This window comes from Paenibacillus timonensis, assembly GCF_022427145.1.
Classification (GTDB): Bacteria; Bacillota; Bacilli; order Paenibacillales; family Paenibacillaceae; genus Fontibacillus; species Fontibacillus timonensis.
The window spans coordinates 1-17,727 of sequence record NZ_JAKSXN010000055.1 but is presented as its reverse complement, the minus strand read 5'-3'; the positions used below and the strand labels follow the sequence as shown (position 1 = coordinate 17,727).

At 52.8% G+C, this 17,727-nt stretch carries 17 protein-coding genes; 13 read left to right on the top strand and 4 right to left on the bottom strand.

Translation table 11 applies throughout. The annotated features are described in order from the left end of the window. Positions 1-17: 17 nt before the first annotated feature. Entirely contained in the window at positions 18-1,253 is a 1,236-nt protein-coding gene (thiI, locus tag MJ257_RS19160; RefSeq protein WP_240270771.1) for a tRNA uracil 4-sulfurtransferase ThiI, read from the top strand. Positions 1,254-1,310: 57 nt separating this feature from the next. Here the strand turns inward: thiI and MJ257_RS19155 are convergent, their stop codons facing one another. Next, positions 1,311-2,021 carry a TerC family protein gene (locus tag MJ257_RS19155; RefSeq protein WP_240270745.1) on the bottom strand — a complete coding sequence of 237 codons (711 nt, stop codon included), beginning with the start codon at positions 2,019-2,021 and terminating at the stop codon, positions 1,311-1,313. 130 nt (positions 2,022-2,151) lie between these two features. Here MJ257_RS19155 and MJ257_RS19150 point away from each other — a divergent pair, with 130 nt between their 5' ends. From MJ257_RS19150 to MJ257_RS19125, 6 genes are all read left to right on the top strand, one after another. Next, the gene (locus MJ257_RS19150) at positions 2,152-2,811 is read left to right on the top strand and encodes a TerC family protein (RefSeq protein ID WP_240270743.1); all 660 of its coding nucleotides are present in this window, start codon (positions 2,152-2,154) and stop codon (positions 2,809-2,811) included. 157 nt (positions 2,812-2,968) lie between these two features. Next, positions 2,969-3,469, top strand: a complete 501-nt coding sequence (locus tag MJ257_RS19145; RefSeq protein ID WP_240270742.1) for a hypothetical protein — start codon at positions 2,969-2,971, stop codon at positions 3,467-3,469. 201 nt (positions 3,470-3,670) lie between these two features. Further along, the gene (gene typA / locus MJ257_RS19140; RefSeq protein WP_240270740.1) at positions 3,671-5,512 is read left to right on the top strand and encodes a translational GTPase TypA; all 1,842 of its coding nucleotides are present in this window, start codon (positions 3,671-3,673) and stop codon (positions 5,510-5,512) included. Positions 5,513-5,548: 36 nt separating this feature from the next. Then, the gene (locus MJ257_RS19135; RefSeq protein WP_240270738.1) at positions 5,549-5,857 is read left to right on the top strand and encodes a YlaH-like family protein; all 309 of its coding nucleotides are present in this window, start codon (positions 5,549-5,551) and stop codon (positions 5,855-5,857) included. Between the two features lie 92 nt (positions 5,858-5,949). Beyond that, on the top strand, positions 5,950-7,050 hold the full coding sequence (locus MJ257_RS19130; protein WP_240270737.1) for an LCP family protein: 1,101 nt from the start codon (positions 5,950-5,952) through the stop codon (positions 7,048-7,050). A gap of 108 nt (positions 7,051-7,158) precedes the next feature. Continuing rightward, complete coding sequence (locus MJ257_RS19125) at positions 7,159-7,611, top strand: pyridoxamine 5'-phosphate oxidase family protein (RefSeq protein ID WP_240270736.1); 453 nt, start codon at positions 7,159-7,161, stop codon at positions 7,609-7,611. Positions 7,612-7,651: 40 nt separating this feature from the next. On the opposite strand, the gene MJ257_RS19120 is transcribed toward MJ257_RS19125, so the two are convergent. Next, complete coding sequence (locus MJ257_RS19120) at positions 7,652-8,233, bottom strand: YhcN/YlaJ family sporulation lipoprotein (protein WP_240270735.1); 582 nt, start codon at positions 8,231-8,233, stop codon at positions 7,652-7,654. 131 nt (positions 8,234-8,364) lie between these two features. On the opposite strand from MJ257_RS19120, the gene MJ257_RS19115 reads away from it, so the two are divergent. Both MJ257_RS19115 and MJ257_RS19110 read left to right on the top strand, forming a co-directional pair. After that, positions 8,365-9,696 carry a PhoH family protein gene (locus MJ257_RS19115; protein ID WP_240270734.1) on the top strand — a complete coding sequence of 444 codons (1,332 nt, stop codon included), beginning with the start codon at positions 8,365-8,367 and terminating at the stop codon, positions 9,694-9,696. Between the two features lie 796 nt (positions 9,697-10,492). Beyond that, entirely contained in the window at positions 10,493-11,755 is a 1,263-nt protein-coding gene (locus tag MJ257_RS19110) for an extracellular solute-binding protein (protein ID WP_240270733.1), read from the top strand. Between the two features lie 11 nt (positions 11,756-11,766). Here the strand turns inward: MJ257_RS19110 and MJ257_RS19105 are convergent, their stop codons facing one another. Together MJ257_RS19105 and MJ257_RS19100 are read right to left on the bottom strand one after the other, a co-directional pair. After that, positions 11,767-12,843: a coiled-coil domain-containing protein gene (locus MJ257_RS19105; protein ID WP_240270732.1), complete on the bottom strand. Its 1,077-nt coding sequence runs from the start codon at positions 12,841-12,843 to the stop codon at positions 11,767-11,769. A gap of 130 nt (positions 12,844-12,973) precedes the next feature. Then, a complete protein-coding gene (locus MJ257_RS19100) occupies positions 12,974-13,210 on the bottom strand; it encodes a DUF2626 family protein (RefSeq protein ID WP_059044116.1) in 237 nt (78 codons plus the stop codon). A 347-nt stretch (positions 13,211-13,557) separates the two neighbouring features. Between MJ257_RS19100 and MJ257_RS19095 the strand changes: the two genes are divergently transcribed. The 4 genes from MJ257_RS19095 to MJ257_RS19080 all read left to right on the top strand — a co-directional run bounded on the left by MJ257_RS19095 (position 13,558) and on the right by MJ257_RS19080 (position 17,651). Continuing rightward, complete coding sequence (locus tag MJ257_RS19095; protein ID WP_240270731.1) at positions 13,558-14,211, top strand: RsfA family transcriptional regulator; 654 nt, start codon at positions 13,558-13,560, stop codon at positions 14,209-14,211. A 104-nt stretch (positions 14,212-14,315) separates the two neighbouring features. Beyond that, a complete protein-coding gene (locus tag MJ257_RS19090) occupies positions 14,316-15,251 on the top strand; it encodes a ketopantoate reductase family protein (RefSeq protein WP_240270730.1) in 936 nt (311 codons plus the stop codon). Between the two features lie 79 nt (positions 15,252-15,330). After that, complete coding sequence (locus tag MJ257_RS19085; protein ID WP_240270729.1) at positions 15,331-15,714, top strand: DUF3397 domain-containing protein; 384 nt, start codon at positions 15,331-15,333, stop codon at positions 15,712-15,714. A gap of 224 nt (positions 15,715-15,938) precedes the next feature. Continuing rightward, positions 15,939-17,651: a peptide ABC transporter substrate-binding protein gene (locus MJ257_RS19080; protein WP_240270728.1), complete on the top strand. Its 1,713-nt coding sequence runs from the start codon at positions 15,939-15,941 to the stop codon at positions 17,649-17,651. The last annotated feature ends 76 nt before the right edge of the window (positions 17,652-17,727 follow it).

Below are 17,727 nucleotides of genomic sequence, written 5' to 3'. Positions count from 1 at the left end.
GAGAGAAACATTAGATGCTGGAATATGATATGCTATTGCTTCGTTTCGGAGAAATTACCCTTAAGGGGCGGAACCGATCACGTTTCGAGAAGGTTGCGCATAAACACGTCAAAGCGTTGCTGCACCCATTCCCCCGCGCCGAAATCATCAAAGAATACGGGCGGATCTACATTGCGTTAAACGGAGAACCGCTTGCGCCGATCGTCGCTGCGATGAAGAACGTGTTCGGCGTCACTTCGATATCTCCGATCAAAGTCACCCCGTCCCGGTTGGAGGATATCCTTCGGACTGCGGTAGATTTCGTCAAGGAGCTGGGTGTCTCACCAGGCACGAGATTTAAAGTCAGTGCCCGCCGGGTCTGGAAGCCGTTCCCCCACTCGACGCAGGAGATGAACAAGCTGGTTAGCACCCCGATCCTGAACGCCTGCCCCGAACTGAAGGTGGACGTCCACGACCCCGAATTGGACCTCCGCGTGGAGATTCGCGAACAGGGCACCTACTTGTTCTGCGAGGTGATTCCCGGTGCGGGGGGATTCCCGCTGGGCACAAACGGCAAAGCCATGCTGCTGTTGTCCGGCGGCATCGACAGCCCCGTCGCCGGTTGGTCGGCGCTGCGGCGCGGACTGGAAATCGAATGCGTTCATTTCCACAGCTATCCGTTCACGAGCAAAAAAGCCGAACAAAAGGTCATTGATCTAGCCGCCGTGTTGGCACAGTTTGCAGGCTCAATCAAGCTGCACCTCGTCCCGTTTACCGAGATCCAAACCAAGCTGGCGCAATCCGGCCAGGATAACCTGATCATCACCCTGATGCGGAGATCGATGCTGCGCATCGCCACCAAGCTGGCCGAACGGAACGGGGCTTTGGCTTTGGTCACGGGAGATAGTCTGGGACAAGTGGCCAGCCAAACCTTATCCAGCATGAATGCGATCGGGCGGGTAACGGATTTGCCGCTGCTGCGGCCATTGGTGATGACGGACAAGGTGGATATTATCGCGATGGCGCAGCAGATCGGCACGTATGACCTGTCGATTTTGCCTTATGAGGATTGCTGCACGTTGTTCGTTCCGAAGTCGCCGGCAACCAACCCCAACCTGCACGTGCTCGAGAACGTCGAGCGCTCGATGGAGGATTTGGACGCAATGATTGCCAAAGCGGTGGAGGATACGGAAACGATCGTCATCCGGCCGGGCCGCCGCATCGTGCGGCGGGAGTCGACAGAGGAGCAAGTCGTGCAGGAAAACTGGTTTTAAGCATACAAAAACCCGCCCAGGCCATTCTTGATGGCTCGGGGCGGGTTTTGCGGTCTTCTAACGGGTTACCGGGTGAGTTTGATGGCTTTCCGTTTCCGTTTCCTTGCGATGCTGACGCTTCTTCATGTAACCGGCCAACAGCACGCCGGCGACGACAATGGCGATCAGCAGATAACGAAGAACCGGATTCTCCTCGAAGAAATGCAGGAAATGGCGTTCCTCGGTAATCATATTGGCGGCAGTATAAGCTAATACCGCCGCGCCGAGGTAGGCGATCCAAGGAAACTTGTCCAACAGTTTAATAAACAGGGTGCTTCCCCATACGACGATGGGGACACTGATCAGCAGGCCGATCACGACCAGGACCATGTGTTGTTTGGACGCCCCTGCGACCGCGATGACGTTGTCGAGCCCCATTGCCGCATCGGCGATGATAATGGTGCGAATGGCCGGCCAAAGCTTATCCTTGGCTTCGATGTTGTCATGCTCGCCTTCATCCGCAAGCACCTTGTAAGCGATAAAGATCAGCATCAAACCGCCTACCGCCAGCAGCCAGGGAATTTGCAGCAGCCAAACGACGATGAGGGTCGCGGCGATTCGCAGCAACACGGCACCGGCCGTCCCGTACAGGATCGCTTTCTTTTGAACCGAGTGGGGTAGTTTTCTTGCCGCCATCCCGATAACGATAGCATTGTCACCCGCCAGAATAAGATCGATAAAAATGATGTTGATCAGGGCGAGAAAAAAAGCAGCACTAAATAAGTCCACGTTATGTCACTTCCTCTATAGACGTATATACGTATTAAATCGCTAAAAGGATTCATTTGTCCAGAGTTGTTTTTGTAAAGTGGCATAGCTTGGCTCTATTCCTCATACAAGTTGTAGGGGAGGGATGAGCTTGGAACAATTGCTGCTGCTGTCGGAAATTTTGATCATCAATTTGGTGCTTAGCGGTGATAACGCCGTTGTTATAGCTATGGCCAGCAAGAATCTGCCGCTAAAGCAGCGCAAGCGGGCCGTATGGTGGGGGGCGCTGGGGGCGGTCGTGCTGCGTTGCGTTTTGACCTGGGTGGCCGTGATCCTGTTGAAAATTCCGTTTATCCATGCGGCAGGAGGCGTGCTGCTGGCCGCCATTGCCTTTAAGCTGCTGCTGCCGCAGGGGGAACATTCCCGCGTGGCTGGCGCAGGCTCGATGTGGAAAGCGGTGCAGACGATCCTCGCCGCCGATTTCATCATGAGCCTGGATAACGTGCTGGCGATCGCTGCGCTTGCGGAGGGCGATGTGTCTATCCTTGTGATCGGGATCGCCATCAGTATTCCGATCGTCGTGTGGGGCAGCAACCTCATCGCCGATTGGTTGCATCGTCTGCCGATCCTCGTTTATGCTGGCGCGGGCATCCTGGGATACACCGCAGGGGAAATGCTGCTGCAGGACCCTCAGCTCGGACCGGCGCTGGCAGCGGCCGCCCCCGCATTGGCACATGCCGTACCCGCGGTGACCGCCGCGGTCGTTATTATGTTCGGCTGGCTGCGAAAATATAACGCCGGGCGCGGTTAATACGCTTCGGCAGTTCCATCCACGCGATCCGAAAAAAAACATCGGGCCTAGGCCGTGGGCCGAGTGGTTTTTTGGGCAGATTTCATATAAACTGGAAGGGAAGGGGATGTCGTAATTTGCTGCGTCTTGTCCCTCATTGTCTTCTGGAAGGTGTGTGATGGATATGTCCGACAACAACAAGCTGACGACTGGCGTCCTGATTCTCGCTGCCGGAGTGATTATCCTGCTCGGAAAATTAGGGGTATTCAGTTTTCTTGGAAGGGCGCTTTGGCCGCTGCTGCTGCTGATCCCGGGGATCGTGCTGCATGTATGGCATTTTTGGCGTAAAGGCCCGGCGGAACTGCTGCTTCCGGGCGCAATTCTGGTCGTCTACAGCCTCGTGTTTTTCACTGGGGTCATCGGCGGATGGCAAACGCTGAAGTTTACGTGGCCGCTCTTTTTCCTCGGCCTGGCCGTCGGCCTGTTCGAATACGGCTATTTCTCGCCTCAGCGCCAGAACGGAATATTCATCGCTGCCCTAATTCTGGGGGCTTTCTCGGTCCTATTGCTCGGCTGGACGTTGTTCGCTTCCTCGATCGTCTATTTCCTGGCTGCGCTGCTGATTATTGCCGGGATCTGGCTGATCGCCGCTCGCGGAAACCGCCGCAAATCATGGTGAAGCAGGGATAGTTCTTGAAATATTCAAAATTTCACGTATAATATAAGGGATATGTCAAGCGTCGGCATTTGAGTCGACGCTTTGTTTTGTGGTTCATGAGGCTGCACTTGGTCCTGTCGACTAATAACCGTTCGAAGTGCAAACTTTATTTATACAACATCTCAATAATCTATAGAGACGAAAGGATATGGAGATAAACCTATGCATGAAAGAAACGAAATTCGCAATATTGCGATTATTGCCCACGTCGACCACGGGAAAACGACGCTCGTCGACAAGTTGCTGCAGCAATCCGGGATTTTCCGGGAAAACGAGGCGGTTCAAGAGCGGGCCATGGACTCCAACGATTTGGAGCGGGAACGCGGGATTACCATTTTGGCGAAAAACACGGCCATTACGTACAAAGATTATTTAATCAACATCGTGGATACTCCGGGACACGCCGACTTCGGCGGGGAAGTGGAACGGATCATGAAAATGGTTGACGGGGTGCTGCTCGTCGTGGACGCTTACGAAGGCTGCATGCCGCAGACGAAATTCGTGCTCCGCAAAGCGCTGGAGCATCATCTGACGCCGATCGTCGTCGTGAACAAAATCGACCGCCCGGCCGCGCGCCCGGCGGAAGTGATCGACGAGGTCCTGGACCTGTTTATCGAATTGGAAGCCAGCGACGACCAACTGGAATTCCCGGTGGTTTACGCATCGGCCTTGAACGGCACGTCCAGCTTGGATCCGGAGAAGCAAGACGACAACATGCTGGCGTTGTACGAGACGATCATCGACCATATTCCGGCGCCGACCGAGAAGGTAGATGAGCCGCTGCAATTCCTCGTGACGCTAATGGACTATAATGAATATTTAGGCCGGATCGCGATCGGCCGGGTCAATCGCGGCATCATCCGTCAAGGCCAATCCGTGACGGTCATGACGCGCGACGGCGGTAAGAAGACCGCGCGCATCGAGAAGCTGTTCGGCTTCCAGGGCCTGCGCCGCGTGGAGATCGAAGAAGCCGGGGCCGGCGACATCGTAGCCATCGCCGGGATCAAGGACATCAACATCGGGGAAACGATCGCCGATCCGAACCAGCCGGAGGCTTTGCCGGTATTGAAGATCGACGAGCCGACGCTGCAGATGACGTTCCTCGTCAATAACAGCCCGTTCGCCGGACGCGAAGGGAAATGGGTCACCTCCCGCAAATTGCGCGAGCGTCTGTTCAAGGAGCTGGAAACCGACGTTTCCTTGCGCGTCGAAGAGACCGACAGCCCGGACGCATTTATCGTATCCGGCCGCGGCGAACTTCACCTTGGCATCCTGATCGAGAACATGCGCCGCGAAGGGTATGAGCTGCAGGTATCCAAGCCGGAAGTTATCGTACGGGAGATCGACGGAATGAAAATGGAACCGATCGAACGGCTGCTGATCGACGTGCCTGAGGAAAGCATGGGCGCGGTCATGGAAAGCCTGGGTTCCCGCAAAGCGGAAATGGTGAATATGATCAACAACGGGAACGGCCAAGTGCGCTTGGAATTCCTGATTCCGGCCCGCGGCCTGATCGGTTACACCACGCATTTCCTTACGTTGACCCGCGGTTATGGCGTGATGAACCACGCGTTCGACAGCTACGGTCCTTTCGTTGGCGGACAGGTCGGCGGACGCCATGAAGGCGTATTGGTTTCCAGTGAAAACGGCGTCTCGACGCTTTACGGGATTCTGTCGATCGAGGATCGCGGCATTTTGTTCGTGGAACCGGGGACGGAAATTTACGAGGGCATGATCGTCGGGGAACATACCCGCGACAACGATATCGTCGTAAACATTTGTAAAGAAAAACAACTGACCAACGTGCGCTCGGCAACGAAAGACGAAACCGTGAAGATGAAGACGCCGCGGCTCTTCTCGCTGGAACAAGCGCTGGAATATCTGAACGATGACGAATATTGCGAAATCACGCCGAAATCGGTTCGCTTGCGCAAGAAGATTCTGAATAAGAGCGAACGCGAACGGGCAGAAAAACATCGCAAAATGTCGGAAGCCAACTTATAATAATTGTAACGTTGCCATTTGAAGGAGGGGTTCGATATGCAGGTCTGGTTTGCTGAGCATCCAGTCATTTCCTACGTGCTGATCTTCGTGCTGATCGTTTTCGTTTACAATAAAGTATTTCGTGCACAGCAGAAGCTGCCGCTTTTCAAGGAGATCATCCTGTACCTCCTCATGGCGCTGGGGTCGTTCCTGCTGCTCATTTTTCAGATCGACAAGCTGCCGATCATTCAATGCCTCCTGGTGGCTGTCGTTCTGATGCTTATGGTGCGGATTCGTTACTTTGTCGAGGGGCGACGGAACAAGGAGAAGAAGGCGGGTCCGCCGGCAGGGGATAAATCGGCATAATTTGGCGTCCGCCTCCATCGGTAACTTTTCCGAAACTCGGTACGTCTTAATGGATGCGACAACATTTTTATAGAAATAAGGTGTTTGAGTTCATGAGTTCTAACCGCAGCGGCTTACCCCCACGGGGGCACAGCCAAAGAGGCTCGGCAAAAGGTTCGAAGAAGGGTTCGGCTCCAAAGAAGAAGTCCAGCGGCGTTAAACGATTTTTCAAGTTTGTCCTGACGCTTATGATTATCGGGGTGATCGGGGTTGGCCTTTATGCAGGATATTTGTTTTACACCGCGGATCAGGTGATCGATGCGACCGGGACCACGGACGATGTGGCACCGGAGCAATCGGCCAAGGTGAAGCCGATCACGATGCTGCTGCTCGGCACGGATTACCGCCCGGAGACCGGTACCCATCTTAGCGACGTGATGATGTTGATTGCGATGAATCCGGATACGAAGTCGGCAACCGTCGTCTCGCTCCCGCGGGACACCAAGATGGAACTGGACGGATACAGAACGAACAAGATTAACGCGTTCTATCCGAATTTCCTGGCCGCCGAGAAGGAATCGGGGATTCCCGCCAAGCAGGAAATGAAAACGATGATGAGCAAGTTTTTTGATATCGATATCGATTATGTCACGGTTCTGAATTTTCAAGGGTTCCGCGATGTGGTGGACGCGCTGGGCGGCGTGGACGTCAATGTGGATGCGGATATGTGTTACCGCGATACGGCGGACGGCACCGATATCAACTTGAAGCAAGGGGCTCAGCATCTGAACGGGGAAGACGCGCTTGGATTTGTCCGGTACCGTAAATCGAACTGCAGCCCGCGTACGAAGGGCTCGGATGACTTCGACCGCAACCGCAGGCAAAATGAAGTGCTGCATGCCTTGATCGACCAGGCGAAATCGCTGAACGGCGTAATGGGCGCCGGGAAAGTGATCGAATCCGTCGGCAAGAACATGGATACCGATCTGGAATCGAAGCAGATGAAGAACATGATTCAAGCTTACTGGAGCATTTCCAAGGAGAACGTGGATTTCATGCCGGTTACCGGCGATTGGAAGAGCCCGTACGTTTATTTGCACGAGGATGAGCTGGAAGCGGCTAAGCAGGCCTTAAAGAATCAGATCGCCGGCATCCAAACGCCTGATTCGCAACAGGAGAGTGGCGAGGAAGCCGAAAACAAGCCGGTCAACTGACGATTGAATGCAAGTTTTACCGCGTGCTATAATACAATTAACTTACAGGATAGCTGAAGCGTCTTGAGCAGAAATCCCATGCAATGCCGTACAGGAGGGCTGGTCGTTATGTCCGAGGTCGTTACCCAATTGTCCGATTCGCTTTACTCGATTTTCCAGTCCGAAACGTTTGTATTGCTGAACACGGTGGATCAGGAATCCGGAGGACCCACGTCCAGCGCGATTTCTTGGGTGTATGCCGTGGATCATTCGAAGCTGCGGCTGGCTTTGGATCATCGCTCCAGATTGGTCGGCAATTTGAAGGCCAATCCACGGGTTACCGTGACGGTCTTTGGTCAGGAGACGATTTACGCCATTAATGGCCGCGCTACCGTCGTGCAGGATCCGCTGGACGGCGTGCCGTTTAATATGTGCTGCTTCGACATTCAAATCGACGCGGTGCGGAACGCGTTGTTCTACGGCGCGCAGCTGGTATCCCCGCCGGAATATGCCAAAGTTTATGACCAGCGTGCTGCGGACATGCTGGATCGTCAAGTATTTGAAGCCATGAAAAAAGCCTAGCGAGGTTATCGCTAGGCTTTTTTTCCATCTTGGGACAAACTTACCGCAGATTTTGCCGCGTTGTGCCGCCGCCAGGGGCGATCTGCATTTGTTTCGGGTTCACGCCTTCGGGAGGCCGAGTATCGTTCGGCAGTTGAGGCACGATCCGCCCGATAATATCGGCCAGCTCGGTGGCGAAACCGGAAACCGGCCGGCCATCCCGGATTTTGTTGCCGATCTCGGTAATCCGCTGGTTCAAGTCCATATCGGCCGTGACGATGGCGCCGGCCCCATGCGGATCTTTACGAAGCGCTTCAGCTACCGTATATTTAATGCTCCCAACCCTCGCGCGTTCGAGGCGGCTGTCTACATCGATGCCCACGATGGCGGTTTTGCCCATAATGACGCAGTGTGCGCCTTTGACGCCGGGAACTTTTTTCACAAGCTGCTCCAAATAGATTTGTCTGTCACGGTCCGACATTGCCCTGTTACCGTTTGTATCGGTTGTTGCGTAAGGGTCCACGCTTTGGGCCCGAGGCGCATTCCCCGTTTGATTACTTGGAGAGGGTGATGCCTTTTCAGAACCAGTTCCGCAGCTTGTAAGCAGGGAAGCCGTCACTAACAAACACAGCCATAATCGCATGTTCGATCCGTCCTTTCGGAATTGATCTCTCAGTATCGGAGTCGTCAAATATCGATTTTAGATTTCCCGGGACGGGAAAAAATATGTATGAATCTCATTAGGCTGCAATGACCGCGGTGGAGGGGATAATGGTGAAGAAAATCTTCGTTTTGGATACCAATGTATTACTGCATGATCCGAGTGCCGTTTTTGCCTTTGATGAGCATGATGTGGTCATTCCGGCTGTCGTGTTGGAGGAAATCGACACCAAAAAGCGCAATGCCGACGAAATCGGCCGGAACGCGCGGGGCGTCTCGCGCTTGCTGGACGGTTTGCGGGAAAAGGGGCATTTGCACGACGGCGTGCCGCTTGAGGGCGGCGGGCGAATCAAGGTGGAATTAAATCACCGCAGCTTCGTAAAAGTCCAGGAAATGTTTGGGGAGGTCACCAACGATAACCGCATTCTTGCGGTGGCCCTGAACTATCATCTGGAGCAATCGGAGCTGGCGTCGCCGCGCCCGGTCATCCTCGTCAGCAAGGATGTGCTCGTCCGGATCAAAGCCGACGTTTTGGGGCTGCATGCCGAAGATTATTTGTCGGACCGGACCGTCGGACCCAGCGACCTGTACGGAGGTTATTCGACCATCAAGGTTCACCCTTCGGTGATCGACGAATTTTATACGTACCGTTTTTTGCCGACCAAACCGCTTGGGCTCAATTACTCCCTTTATCCTCATGAATTCGTGATTCTTAAAGATGAAATGGGTACCGGCAAATCCGCCTTGCTGAAGGTCAATGAAGATGCTACCCGCATGGAGCCGCTGTATCTCAGCAACGAGCCGGCCTGGGGCATCAGCGCCCGGAACGCCCAGCAACGCATGGCTTTGGAGCTGCTGTTGAACGATGATATCCCGCTGGTCACGATCACCGGCAAAGCCGGAACCGGAAAGACGTTGCTCGCGTTGGCCGCCGGCCTATTGAAGGTCGAGGACGAGCACAAATACAAGAAGCTGTTGATTGCCCGGCCCGTCGTCCCGATGGGGAAAGATATCGGTTATCTGCCCGGGGAGAAGGAAGAAAAGCTGCGCCCCTGGATGCAGCCGATTTACGACAACCTGGAATTCCTGTTCGATACGAAAAAATCCGGCGACATCGAGAAAATTCTGATGGGGCTCGGCAGCATTCAGGTGGAGGCACTTACCTACATTCGCGGCCGCTCCATCCCGGGACAATTCATCATCGTGGACGAGGCGCAGAACCTCTCGCGCCATGAGGTCAAAACGATCGTGTCCCGCGTCGGGGAAGGCAGCAAAATCGTGCTGGTCGGCGATCCGGAACAGATCGACCATCCGTATCTCGATGCCTCCAGCAACGGGTTAACCAGCCTGGTTGAACGCTTCCGCGACCAGGGCATTAGCGGGCACATCACGCTCGAAAAAGGGGAGCGTTCGAAGCTGGCACAACTGGCGGCGGACTTGCTGTAAAAGGTGAACTTGCTCAGGTCTCCGCATGTCGGTCACCGTGGCAGGAAACCAGTGGTAGCCAGGTCAACGGAAGCAAGTCACAACCACGGTCCGCACTTGTCCACCAGTTATCCAAGATGAGGTAGAAGGGAGACAACCGGCTCGCAAATGCGGGCGTCCTACGCGAATAGGTGCCCGGCGAATCAGTACAACATGATTCGCCGGGCTTTTTGGCGGTTTGCGCAATCGCTAACGGAACTGAGAGACGTTATCCCATTGCAAATTAGGGCATTCTGAGCTCTAACAGAACCAGATGACCTTATTTGGACATTTTTGGCGTCAACAGTTACGTTTCTGGTCAAATAAAGGCTCGTGGTTCCGTTAGAACGGGAAATGATCGGGAAATGAGCAAATAACGGCGCTCAGTTCCGTTACAGAAGAAATTTCGCGCGCGAGCCGCCCTTCGGCGCATAGCTAGCATAGTAGCAGGCGAATCACTATTTAAGATTCGCCGGGCTTTACTACCTCCATCGGCGGGAGGAGCCGGAATGGCAAACTCAAACAAGAGCGCGAAAGGCCAGAGGGGGAAATGATTCTGAAGAAACGATAGTGGTCGCCTTTGCGAGCGCAGGAACATTTCACCCGGCGGCCCCTAGCGCACTTGAACTCTTTGTATCGCTCGCATCCTCCCCGCGACCTCCCGCCATCCCCCATATACAATTTTTTACGGGACAATTCATTCCGCGATTTGCTACAATACGGAGTATCGGAAGGTTTATTGACTTGCGCTCCTAAATTGTGGAGAGGAAGAACAGGCGTGAAGCGAAAAAATCATTGGGTGCTTTTTGCGATCCTCCTACTCGCTTTGATCAATCTGTCCCCTAGCGAAGAAATGACGCTGGATCGCCCGGAAGACCGTGGAGAAGCTCAGCCGGTTACGCCGCCTGAAGCGCAGACCTTGCAGGAGACCGGCCATATTCAAGTGGCAGTGCAAATGAACGAGTCCGATTTCCGCCGCCTGGAGGATATGAACCGGCAGTTTACGGTGAGCCATTCGGTGGAGGTCGATCTGGTGAATGTGCCGGCGGAGGAGAGTTATGCTTCTTTCCAGCGCCAACTTATGAAGCTGGGGGAATCGCCGGACATCCTGCTATTGGACAATATTTGGATTCGCCGCTTTGCTGCGGATGGTTACTTGCTGCCCACGGAGGGGTATTACTCCGGTTCTTTGTCCGGGGAAGTGTTAAGCGCTTCCTTGATTCCTAACGAATGGAACGGGTACGTCTGGGGGGTCCCGCTGGATGTGGATCCTTATGTACTGATCTATGACGCGGCTAAGTTGAAACAGCTTGGCATGGAGCGGCCGCCGGCATCGGCGGACGATTGGAACGCCCTAATATCCGCGTTCAAAAAACAACATTCCCAGCCCTACTTATTGGGCTTGGATTACCGCGATCCTTTTGCCGCGGCAACGTTGCTTTGGCAAATCGGGGGAGGCTGGAAGCCAGGTGAGTCCGGGCCCTTTTTCGCCATGAAGGACAACATGCCGCTCTCCGTGCAACAATTGGAACTGATCCAGCCTGCGCTCTTGGATTCAGGTGCATCCGGCGCGGATTCGTGGAACAAGCTGAGCGGAGGCCAACTGGCCATGATGATTGCCCCGGCATCCGAGGCGCAGAAGCACGTCCATGCCCAGATGAAAGTGTGGATGCCGGAGGTGCAGCCGAATTTGGCAGCGGCCTGGATTCAAGGCCGTAGTTATGCTGTCTCTTCGCAAACGGATAACGCCGAAGCGGCCGGATTGTGGATTTCGGAGATGACCTCCGCTCTAAATCAGATGCGCTGGCAGGAAGCGACCGGCCATCTTCCCGTACTCAAAACGATTTATTACGAAGCAGCCTCAAACAAGCTGCCGGATTGGACTCCTGCCTCGCTGGCTGCCGGGTCCGGAGCCGCTTTGCCGGCAAGTCCGTCGTTGCCCGGACAGCTTGAAGCGTTTGCGCCGCTCACTTACGATTATTTGAGCGGGGCGATTACCGCTAAGCAATATCGCGGCAGGCTAGCTGAGCTTAGCCAGTAACGCCGCTTCGCTTACAAGGCCAATTTCAATTCTACCGTCAACGTTCCCTCGGAGATGGCCGCATCGGTGGCTTCGACGAAGGGGACGATTTTTTTGGGATAAAACCCGAGATCGAAGTCGCGTTCCAGCTCGGCCCGAGTCGTATCGGGCAGCGCCAAGCCGTTAAACAACAGACGGTCCACGTGGAAAACGATCGAATTCTCCGGTTCCTGCTCCACCGTATAATGCCCTTCGACCTCCAGCTCCAGGCCCTCTCGGCTACCCCGGGCAACGATCTTGTCCTTTTCGAAGCGAAAACTCATGTCTTTCAGCAGCTCGCTCTTGCTGTAGAGAAACGCGTTGAGCTCTTCCTCGCGGATCTCCAGGCGATACCCGCCTTTTTCAGCGATCAAGCTGTTCTCGTTCTGTTGCAAAAAGTCGGGAAACTGCGACATCGCGGAGCTGAGCGCCTGAAAATATTTGCGTAGCTCGTATAATCCGACGTTCTCCCAATACGCCTCAAGCTCTTGGATGAGCGCTTTGAGTTTTTCGGGGTCCGCGCTAAGTCCGAGCGATTTGTCGACACTTTGCTGAAGTGCGGCGACGCGGCTGCGCTGGAGCTGAAGCTCTTCTTTCATGCGGGCGAGTTCGGTGGCGGTGTTGTCCAGCTTCTGTTTGGTGCGCGTCAACTCGGCATAGTCCGCCTTGTAATGGTTTAACACGGTACGATCCCGATCCATGATGAGCTGGTAATAGTCCAATACGGTAAAAAAATCCTTGAGGCTGTTTACGCTAAGCAAAGCGTACAGCAAATTTTCCCGTTCCCCCATATAGTAAGCGCGCAGCCTTAAGCCAGCTTGCTCCCGGCTGACGCGGATTTGCTCGTTTTTATCGGATAGCTGTCCATGCAGCACGAGGAGGGCCGCTTCCGTCTCCTGTTGGCGAGACTCGATCCGGTTGATTTCCCGGTCGATTTCCTGAATCGACAAGCTTTGTTCCAGGATCTGTTGTTCTTCGGCAGTATACGGTTCGGCGGCGGCCGGCAGGACGGTCATATGGAATACGGCCAGCGGCAGCAATAGACAGAGCGATATGATGCGTTTCTTCAACAACGATCCTCTCCCGTCGGTGGTTGTACTATATATATGATAACAGGTTCGGAAATAGCAGAGATCACGAAAAAAGGCGTTCCGGCCCACGGCCGAAACGCCTTTCTGGTACTCTTATGAACTTTTGGGATTAGAGGGGCAAACCCATTTTGAAGATCGTCCAGTAGCTGAAACCTGTAAAAGCGACGATCATGTATCCCCAGAACAGCAGGATATAGGTTCTCTCGGTAAACTTCAAATAGCCGAAAAGAACGAAAAAGGCGGTTTGCAAGAAGAACAGCAAGGCCATTTCCGTCAGATCGCCCGCAAAGGCCATGAGCCCAATAGCCAAAGTGAAGAAGCCAAGGACGCGGAACATGCGTGCCACGAGGTAATCCCCCTTTCTTATGTATCAACGAACCTTCCATTTCTTTTCCCATTATACCCGTTAGGCCGAAAAGTGTAAACGAAAAGTCAAGATTTAGCCAAATTATGCAAGTGATGATGTGACATATATAACGGTAGTGTTCACGGTCGTCTGCTTGCTTTATTCGTTTCCGCGAACGTCATGTATGGAGACCCCTGATTTTGGAAATACATTTTAGTATCAAATAGATTCTATGAACTCTATGAGAGGCATAGAAATGGAGTAAGAAGCATTTTACCCATACGCCTGCCGGAGACCGCCGGTTGGAAGACGGTTAGACTAGGATGTCGTTAGGAGGTTTTTATAGCATGACAGCTGTGAGACAAGATGCATGGAGCGCAGAAGATGATTTGATTCTGGCCGAGGTGACTCTTCGGCATATACGGGAGGGCAGCACCCAATTAAACGCTTTCGAAGAGGTCGGGGAACGAATCGGCAGAACGGCGGCGGCATGCGGTTTCCGTTGGAATAGCTGCGTGAGGAAGAAATACGAAGCGGCCATTAGCATCGCCAAAGCACAAAGACAGAAACGGAATTATATGAAAAAACAAACTCCGCTAACCGCGGGTTCCGGCATGGCTTCGCTCGCTTCCGTCGAAATGGACGACGGCGGTTACCGCAGCGATGGAGTAACGGAAGAGACGATTTCCATCGACGCGGTGATCCGGTTTTTGCGCGGATGGAAAAACACGGTTCAGGAGACGAACCGCCAAATGAAATCGCTGGAAAAGGAATTGCGCGAGAAGGAAGAGGAACTTGCCGCGCTTCGCGAGGAAAACGAGCGGTTATCGGTACAGGTTAATGAGGTGCAGACCGACTATCGGGTCGTTAACGACGATTATAAGGCGTTAATTCAGATTATGGATCGGGCCAGACGGTTGGCTTTTTTGAACGAAGAGGACGAGGAAAGCAAATCCAGGTTCAAGATGGATGCGAACGGAAATTTGGAACGAATTGAATAAGAGGGACAAGACAGAAAACTCCTGCCGAAACGGCAGGAGTTTTGTGTTTTAGGGGGAGGGTTTGGTATAAAAGGAGTAGGATGAAGAAAAGGACGTGGGCATCTATGAAATTTGACATTATCGGCGCGGGGGCGCTTGGACTGCTGTTCGGCGGGAAACTGGCGTCCTCAGGCGCGACCGTGCGTTTCTGGACAAGAACCCCGGAGCAAGCCGCATTGCTGAAAAGGGAGGGAATTCATCTTGCTGAACCGGACGGAACCTCGATCATTATAGAGGGTAGGCGTTTCGAAGCCTATTATATGGAGGAAAGTGGTGGACACGACAAGGTTGGACGAGCCGAATGGATGTTGATAACGACGAAGCAACGGCATCTTGACGCCAAGCTGCTTACCGCGGTCGAACGGCTCGTGAATCCGGACACAAAGGTCGTGTGTTTTCAAAACGGGATAGGGCATTTGGAGATGGTCGGCAGCGCACTGCCTGGTTTGCCGGTATATGCGGCGATCACGACCGAAGGCGCGAAAAGGATGAACGATTATACCGTGAGTCGGGCTGGTCAAGGGACGACGCGAATCGGGAAGAGCGACGGCACGCCCGATCAGTCCGGCGAAGGAGAAAGTTTGGCGAAAATGCTTGGGAAGGCAGGATTTACCGCCCTTTTGTCGAAAGACATCGAGAGGGAAATCTACAGGAAGCTGCTGATCAATGCCGCCATCAACCCGTTAACGGCGATATGGCGGGTGGCTAACGGACAACTATTGGAGAATGAGGAGCGGCTCCGCATGCTGCGGCAATTATGCGAGGAAGGCGTAGCGGTCTATGGCACCTTAGGCATTCCTTGCGATGAGGACATGTTTGATCAAATCGTCGCGGTATGTCGGTCCACATCGACGAATATCTCTTCCATGCTTAAGGACGTGCGGGAGGGCTTGCCAACGGAAATTGATTACATCAACGGGAAATTGGTTGAGATGGCGCGCAACAAGGGGATATCTGTTCCTGGGCATGAAACGGTTTGGAGGTTGGTTCGAGCTTTATAACCTAACATGGATATAAAAATATAGTTACTTACTTTGCAAGTCAACTTTTAAATTTTCAATTTGATGCGGAGGTGAGGCTTTGGAAGCGTTGGTCTCTTCCTTTATCGTGTTGGCCATGTTACCGATCATTCCTTTTGGGCTGATTTATTTCATTCATTATCAAGTAAAGCGGGATAAAAAAGCGGCGTTGAAGCTGGCCATGGACGTAACGACGCTGTTTCTGATCTTGTCGGTTTCTGCGTTGTTCAACAATGTGTTTGATTCAACCTTTGGCTTCTATTTGATCCTCATCATCCTGCTGGTTGTTGGAGGGCTGATCGGCGGCGCACAGACTCGCCTGAAAGGGAAGGTTGACGGACGTAAGCTGCTGCGCGTGGTTTGGCGACTGGCGTTTGCGGCAACCGGACTAGCTTATGTTCTTTTGTTCTTGATCAGCTTCATTACATATATTACAGCGGCATAGAACAAACTACGGATACAGGTGAATACCGAATAAATCAATGACATCCTTGGTTAATTGTTAAGGAAAACAAAAGTCAATATTGTATATTGGACTATTTTGTTAAAGAATAGCGCTAAATTTATCAAATCGCGCGAAAAATCTTTAATTTTATGTTGGATTTTTTTGACCGCTGGTTGTATAATCTAAAAACATATACCAAAACATTTTAAGGGGGATATTGCTAGATGAAGAAGAGTAAAAGTCTTTTGCTTCTTCTGACGCTCGTTCTTGCAGTCGGCACTTTGCTTGCCGCATGCGGTTCGAACGGCGGGAACAATGGCGCTGCCAATAACGGCGCAGCTAACGGAGGCAATACAGCTTCCGACAGTGGCAACAGCGGTGAAGAGAAATTGGCCGCGGATCAAACGCTTAGAATCAACCTGAGCGCGGAGCCGCCAACATTCGACCCGGCTCAAGCTCAAGACAGCCAAGCCAACACCGTTCTGAAGTTGATGTACGAAGGACTTACGCGCCAGGACGAATCTGGTCAAGTCATCCCCGCTGCAGCTGAAAGCTGGGACATCGACGGTACCAAATATACGTTCCACCTGCGCAAAGACGCAAAATGGAGCAACGGCGACCCAGTTACCGCGAAAGATTTCGTCTTCGCTTGGGAACGCGTCCTGAGCCCGAAAACGGATCCGGCTGCTCCTTACGCTTATCAATTGTACTACCTGAAAAACGCTCAAGAATATAATGAAGGAAAAGTTACCGATTTCAGCCAAGTCGGCGTTAAAGCAGTTGACGACTATACGCTGGAAGTTGATCTGGTAGCTCCGACACCTTACTTCCTGGGCCTGACTTCTTTCTATACGTTGTACCCGGTTCACCAATCCGTAAAGGATGACCCGAAATGGGCGGTTGACCAAAGCAAAATGATCGTTAACGGTGCATTTACCTTGACCAACTGGGTAAAAGGCCAAACGATCGAAGTGTCCAAGAACGAAAGCTACTGGGATGCAGCCAACATCAAGTTGAGCAAAGTGTCGATGTCCCTGGTAAACAGCAGCGCGACGGAGTTGGCTTCTTACCAAAACAACGAATTGGATCGCGCCGGCGCGCCTAACGGCGAAATTCCGACCGACCAAATTCCGATCCTGAAGGATCAATTGAAGGACGAATTGGAAATCAAGGGTATTTCCAGTACGTATTACTATGAATTTAACGTAACGGCTAAACCGTTCGACAATGTGAATATCCGCAGAGCGTTCTCGATGGCAATCGATCGTCAAGCGATCGTAGACAACGTAACGCTGGGTGGTCAAGTTCCTGCGTTTGGTTTCGTGCCTCCGGGCATCAAAGGCCTGAACGACGAGTATCGTAACGAACACAAAGACACCGATTACTTCTCCGAAAACCTTGAAGAAGCCAAGAAATTGCTGGAACAAGGGATGCAAGAAGAAGGCTACACGAAACTGCCTGAAATCACTTTGATCTACAACTCCAGCGAAGCTCACAAGAAAATCGCTTTGGCAGTTGCTGACATGTGGAAGAAAAACCTGGGCGTTGACGTGAAGTCGGAAAACCAAGAATGGGCCGTGTTCATCGAAAACCGTCAAAACCTGAACTACCAAGTAGCACGTGCCGGTTGGAGCGCGGACTACAACGATCCGATGACTTACATGGATATGTGGGTAACGGGCGGCGGTAACAACGACACTGGTTTCTCCAACGAAGAATATGACAAGTTGATTCAAGAAGCGAAAACTAGCGACGATATGGCGAAACGCGACGCAAACTTTGCAAAAGCCGAAGAAATCTTGATCAAGGACAACCAAGTCCTGATGCCGATCTACTACTACACGAACGTTTCGGCTACGAAACCGTACCTGAAAGGCGTAGTATTGGACTTCAGCGGTGCGATCGATTACAGCCGTGCCTACCTGCTGGAGCATTAATCGGTAAGCTACAAACTTCATAGAAATATCGGGATATATATGTGGGTATTCCATATATATCCCCTTTTTTTTGTGT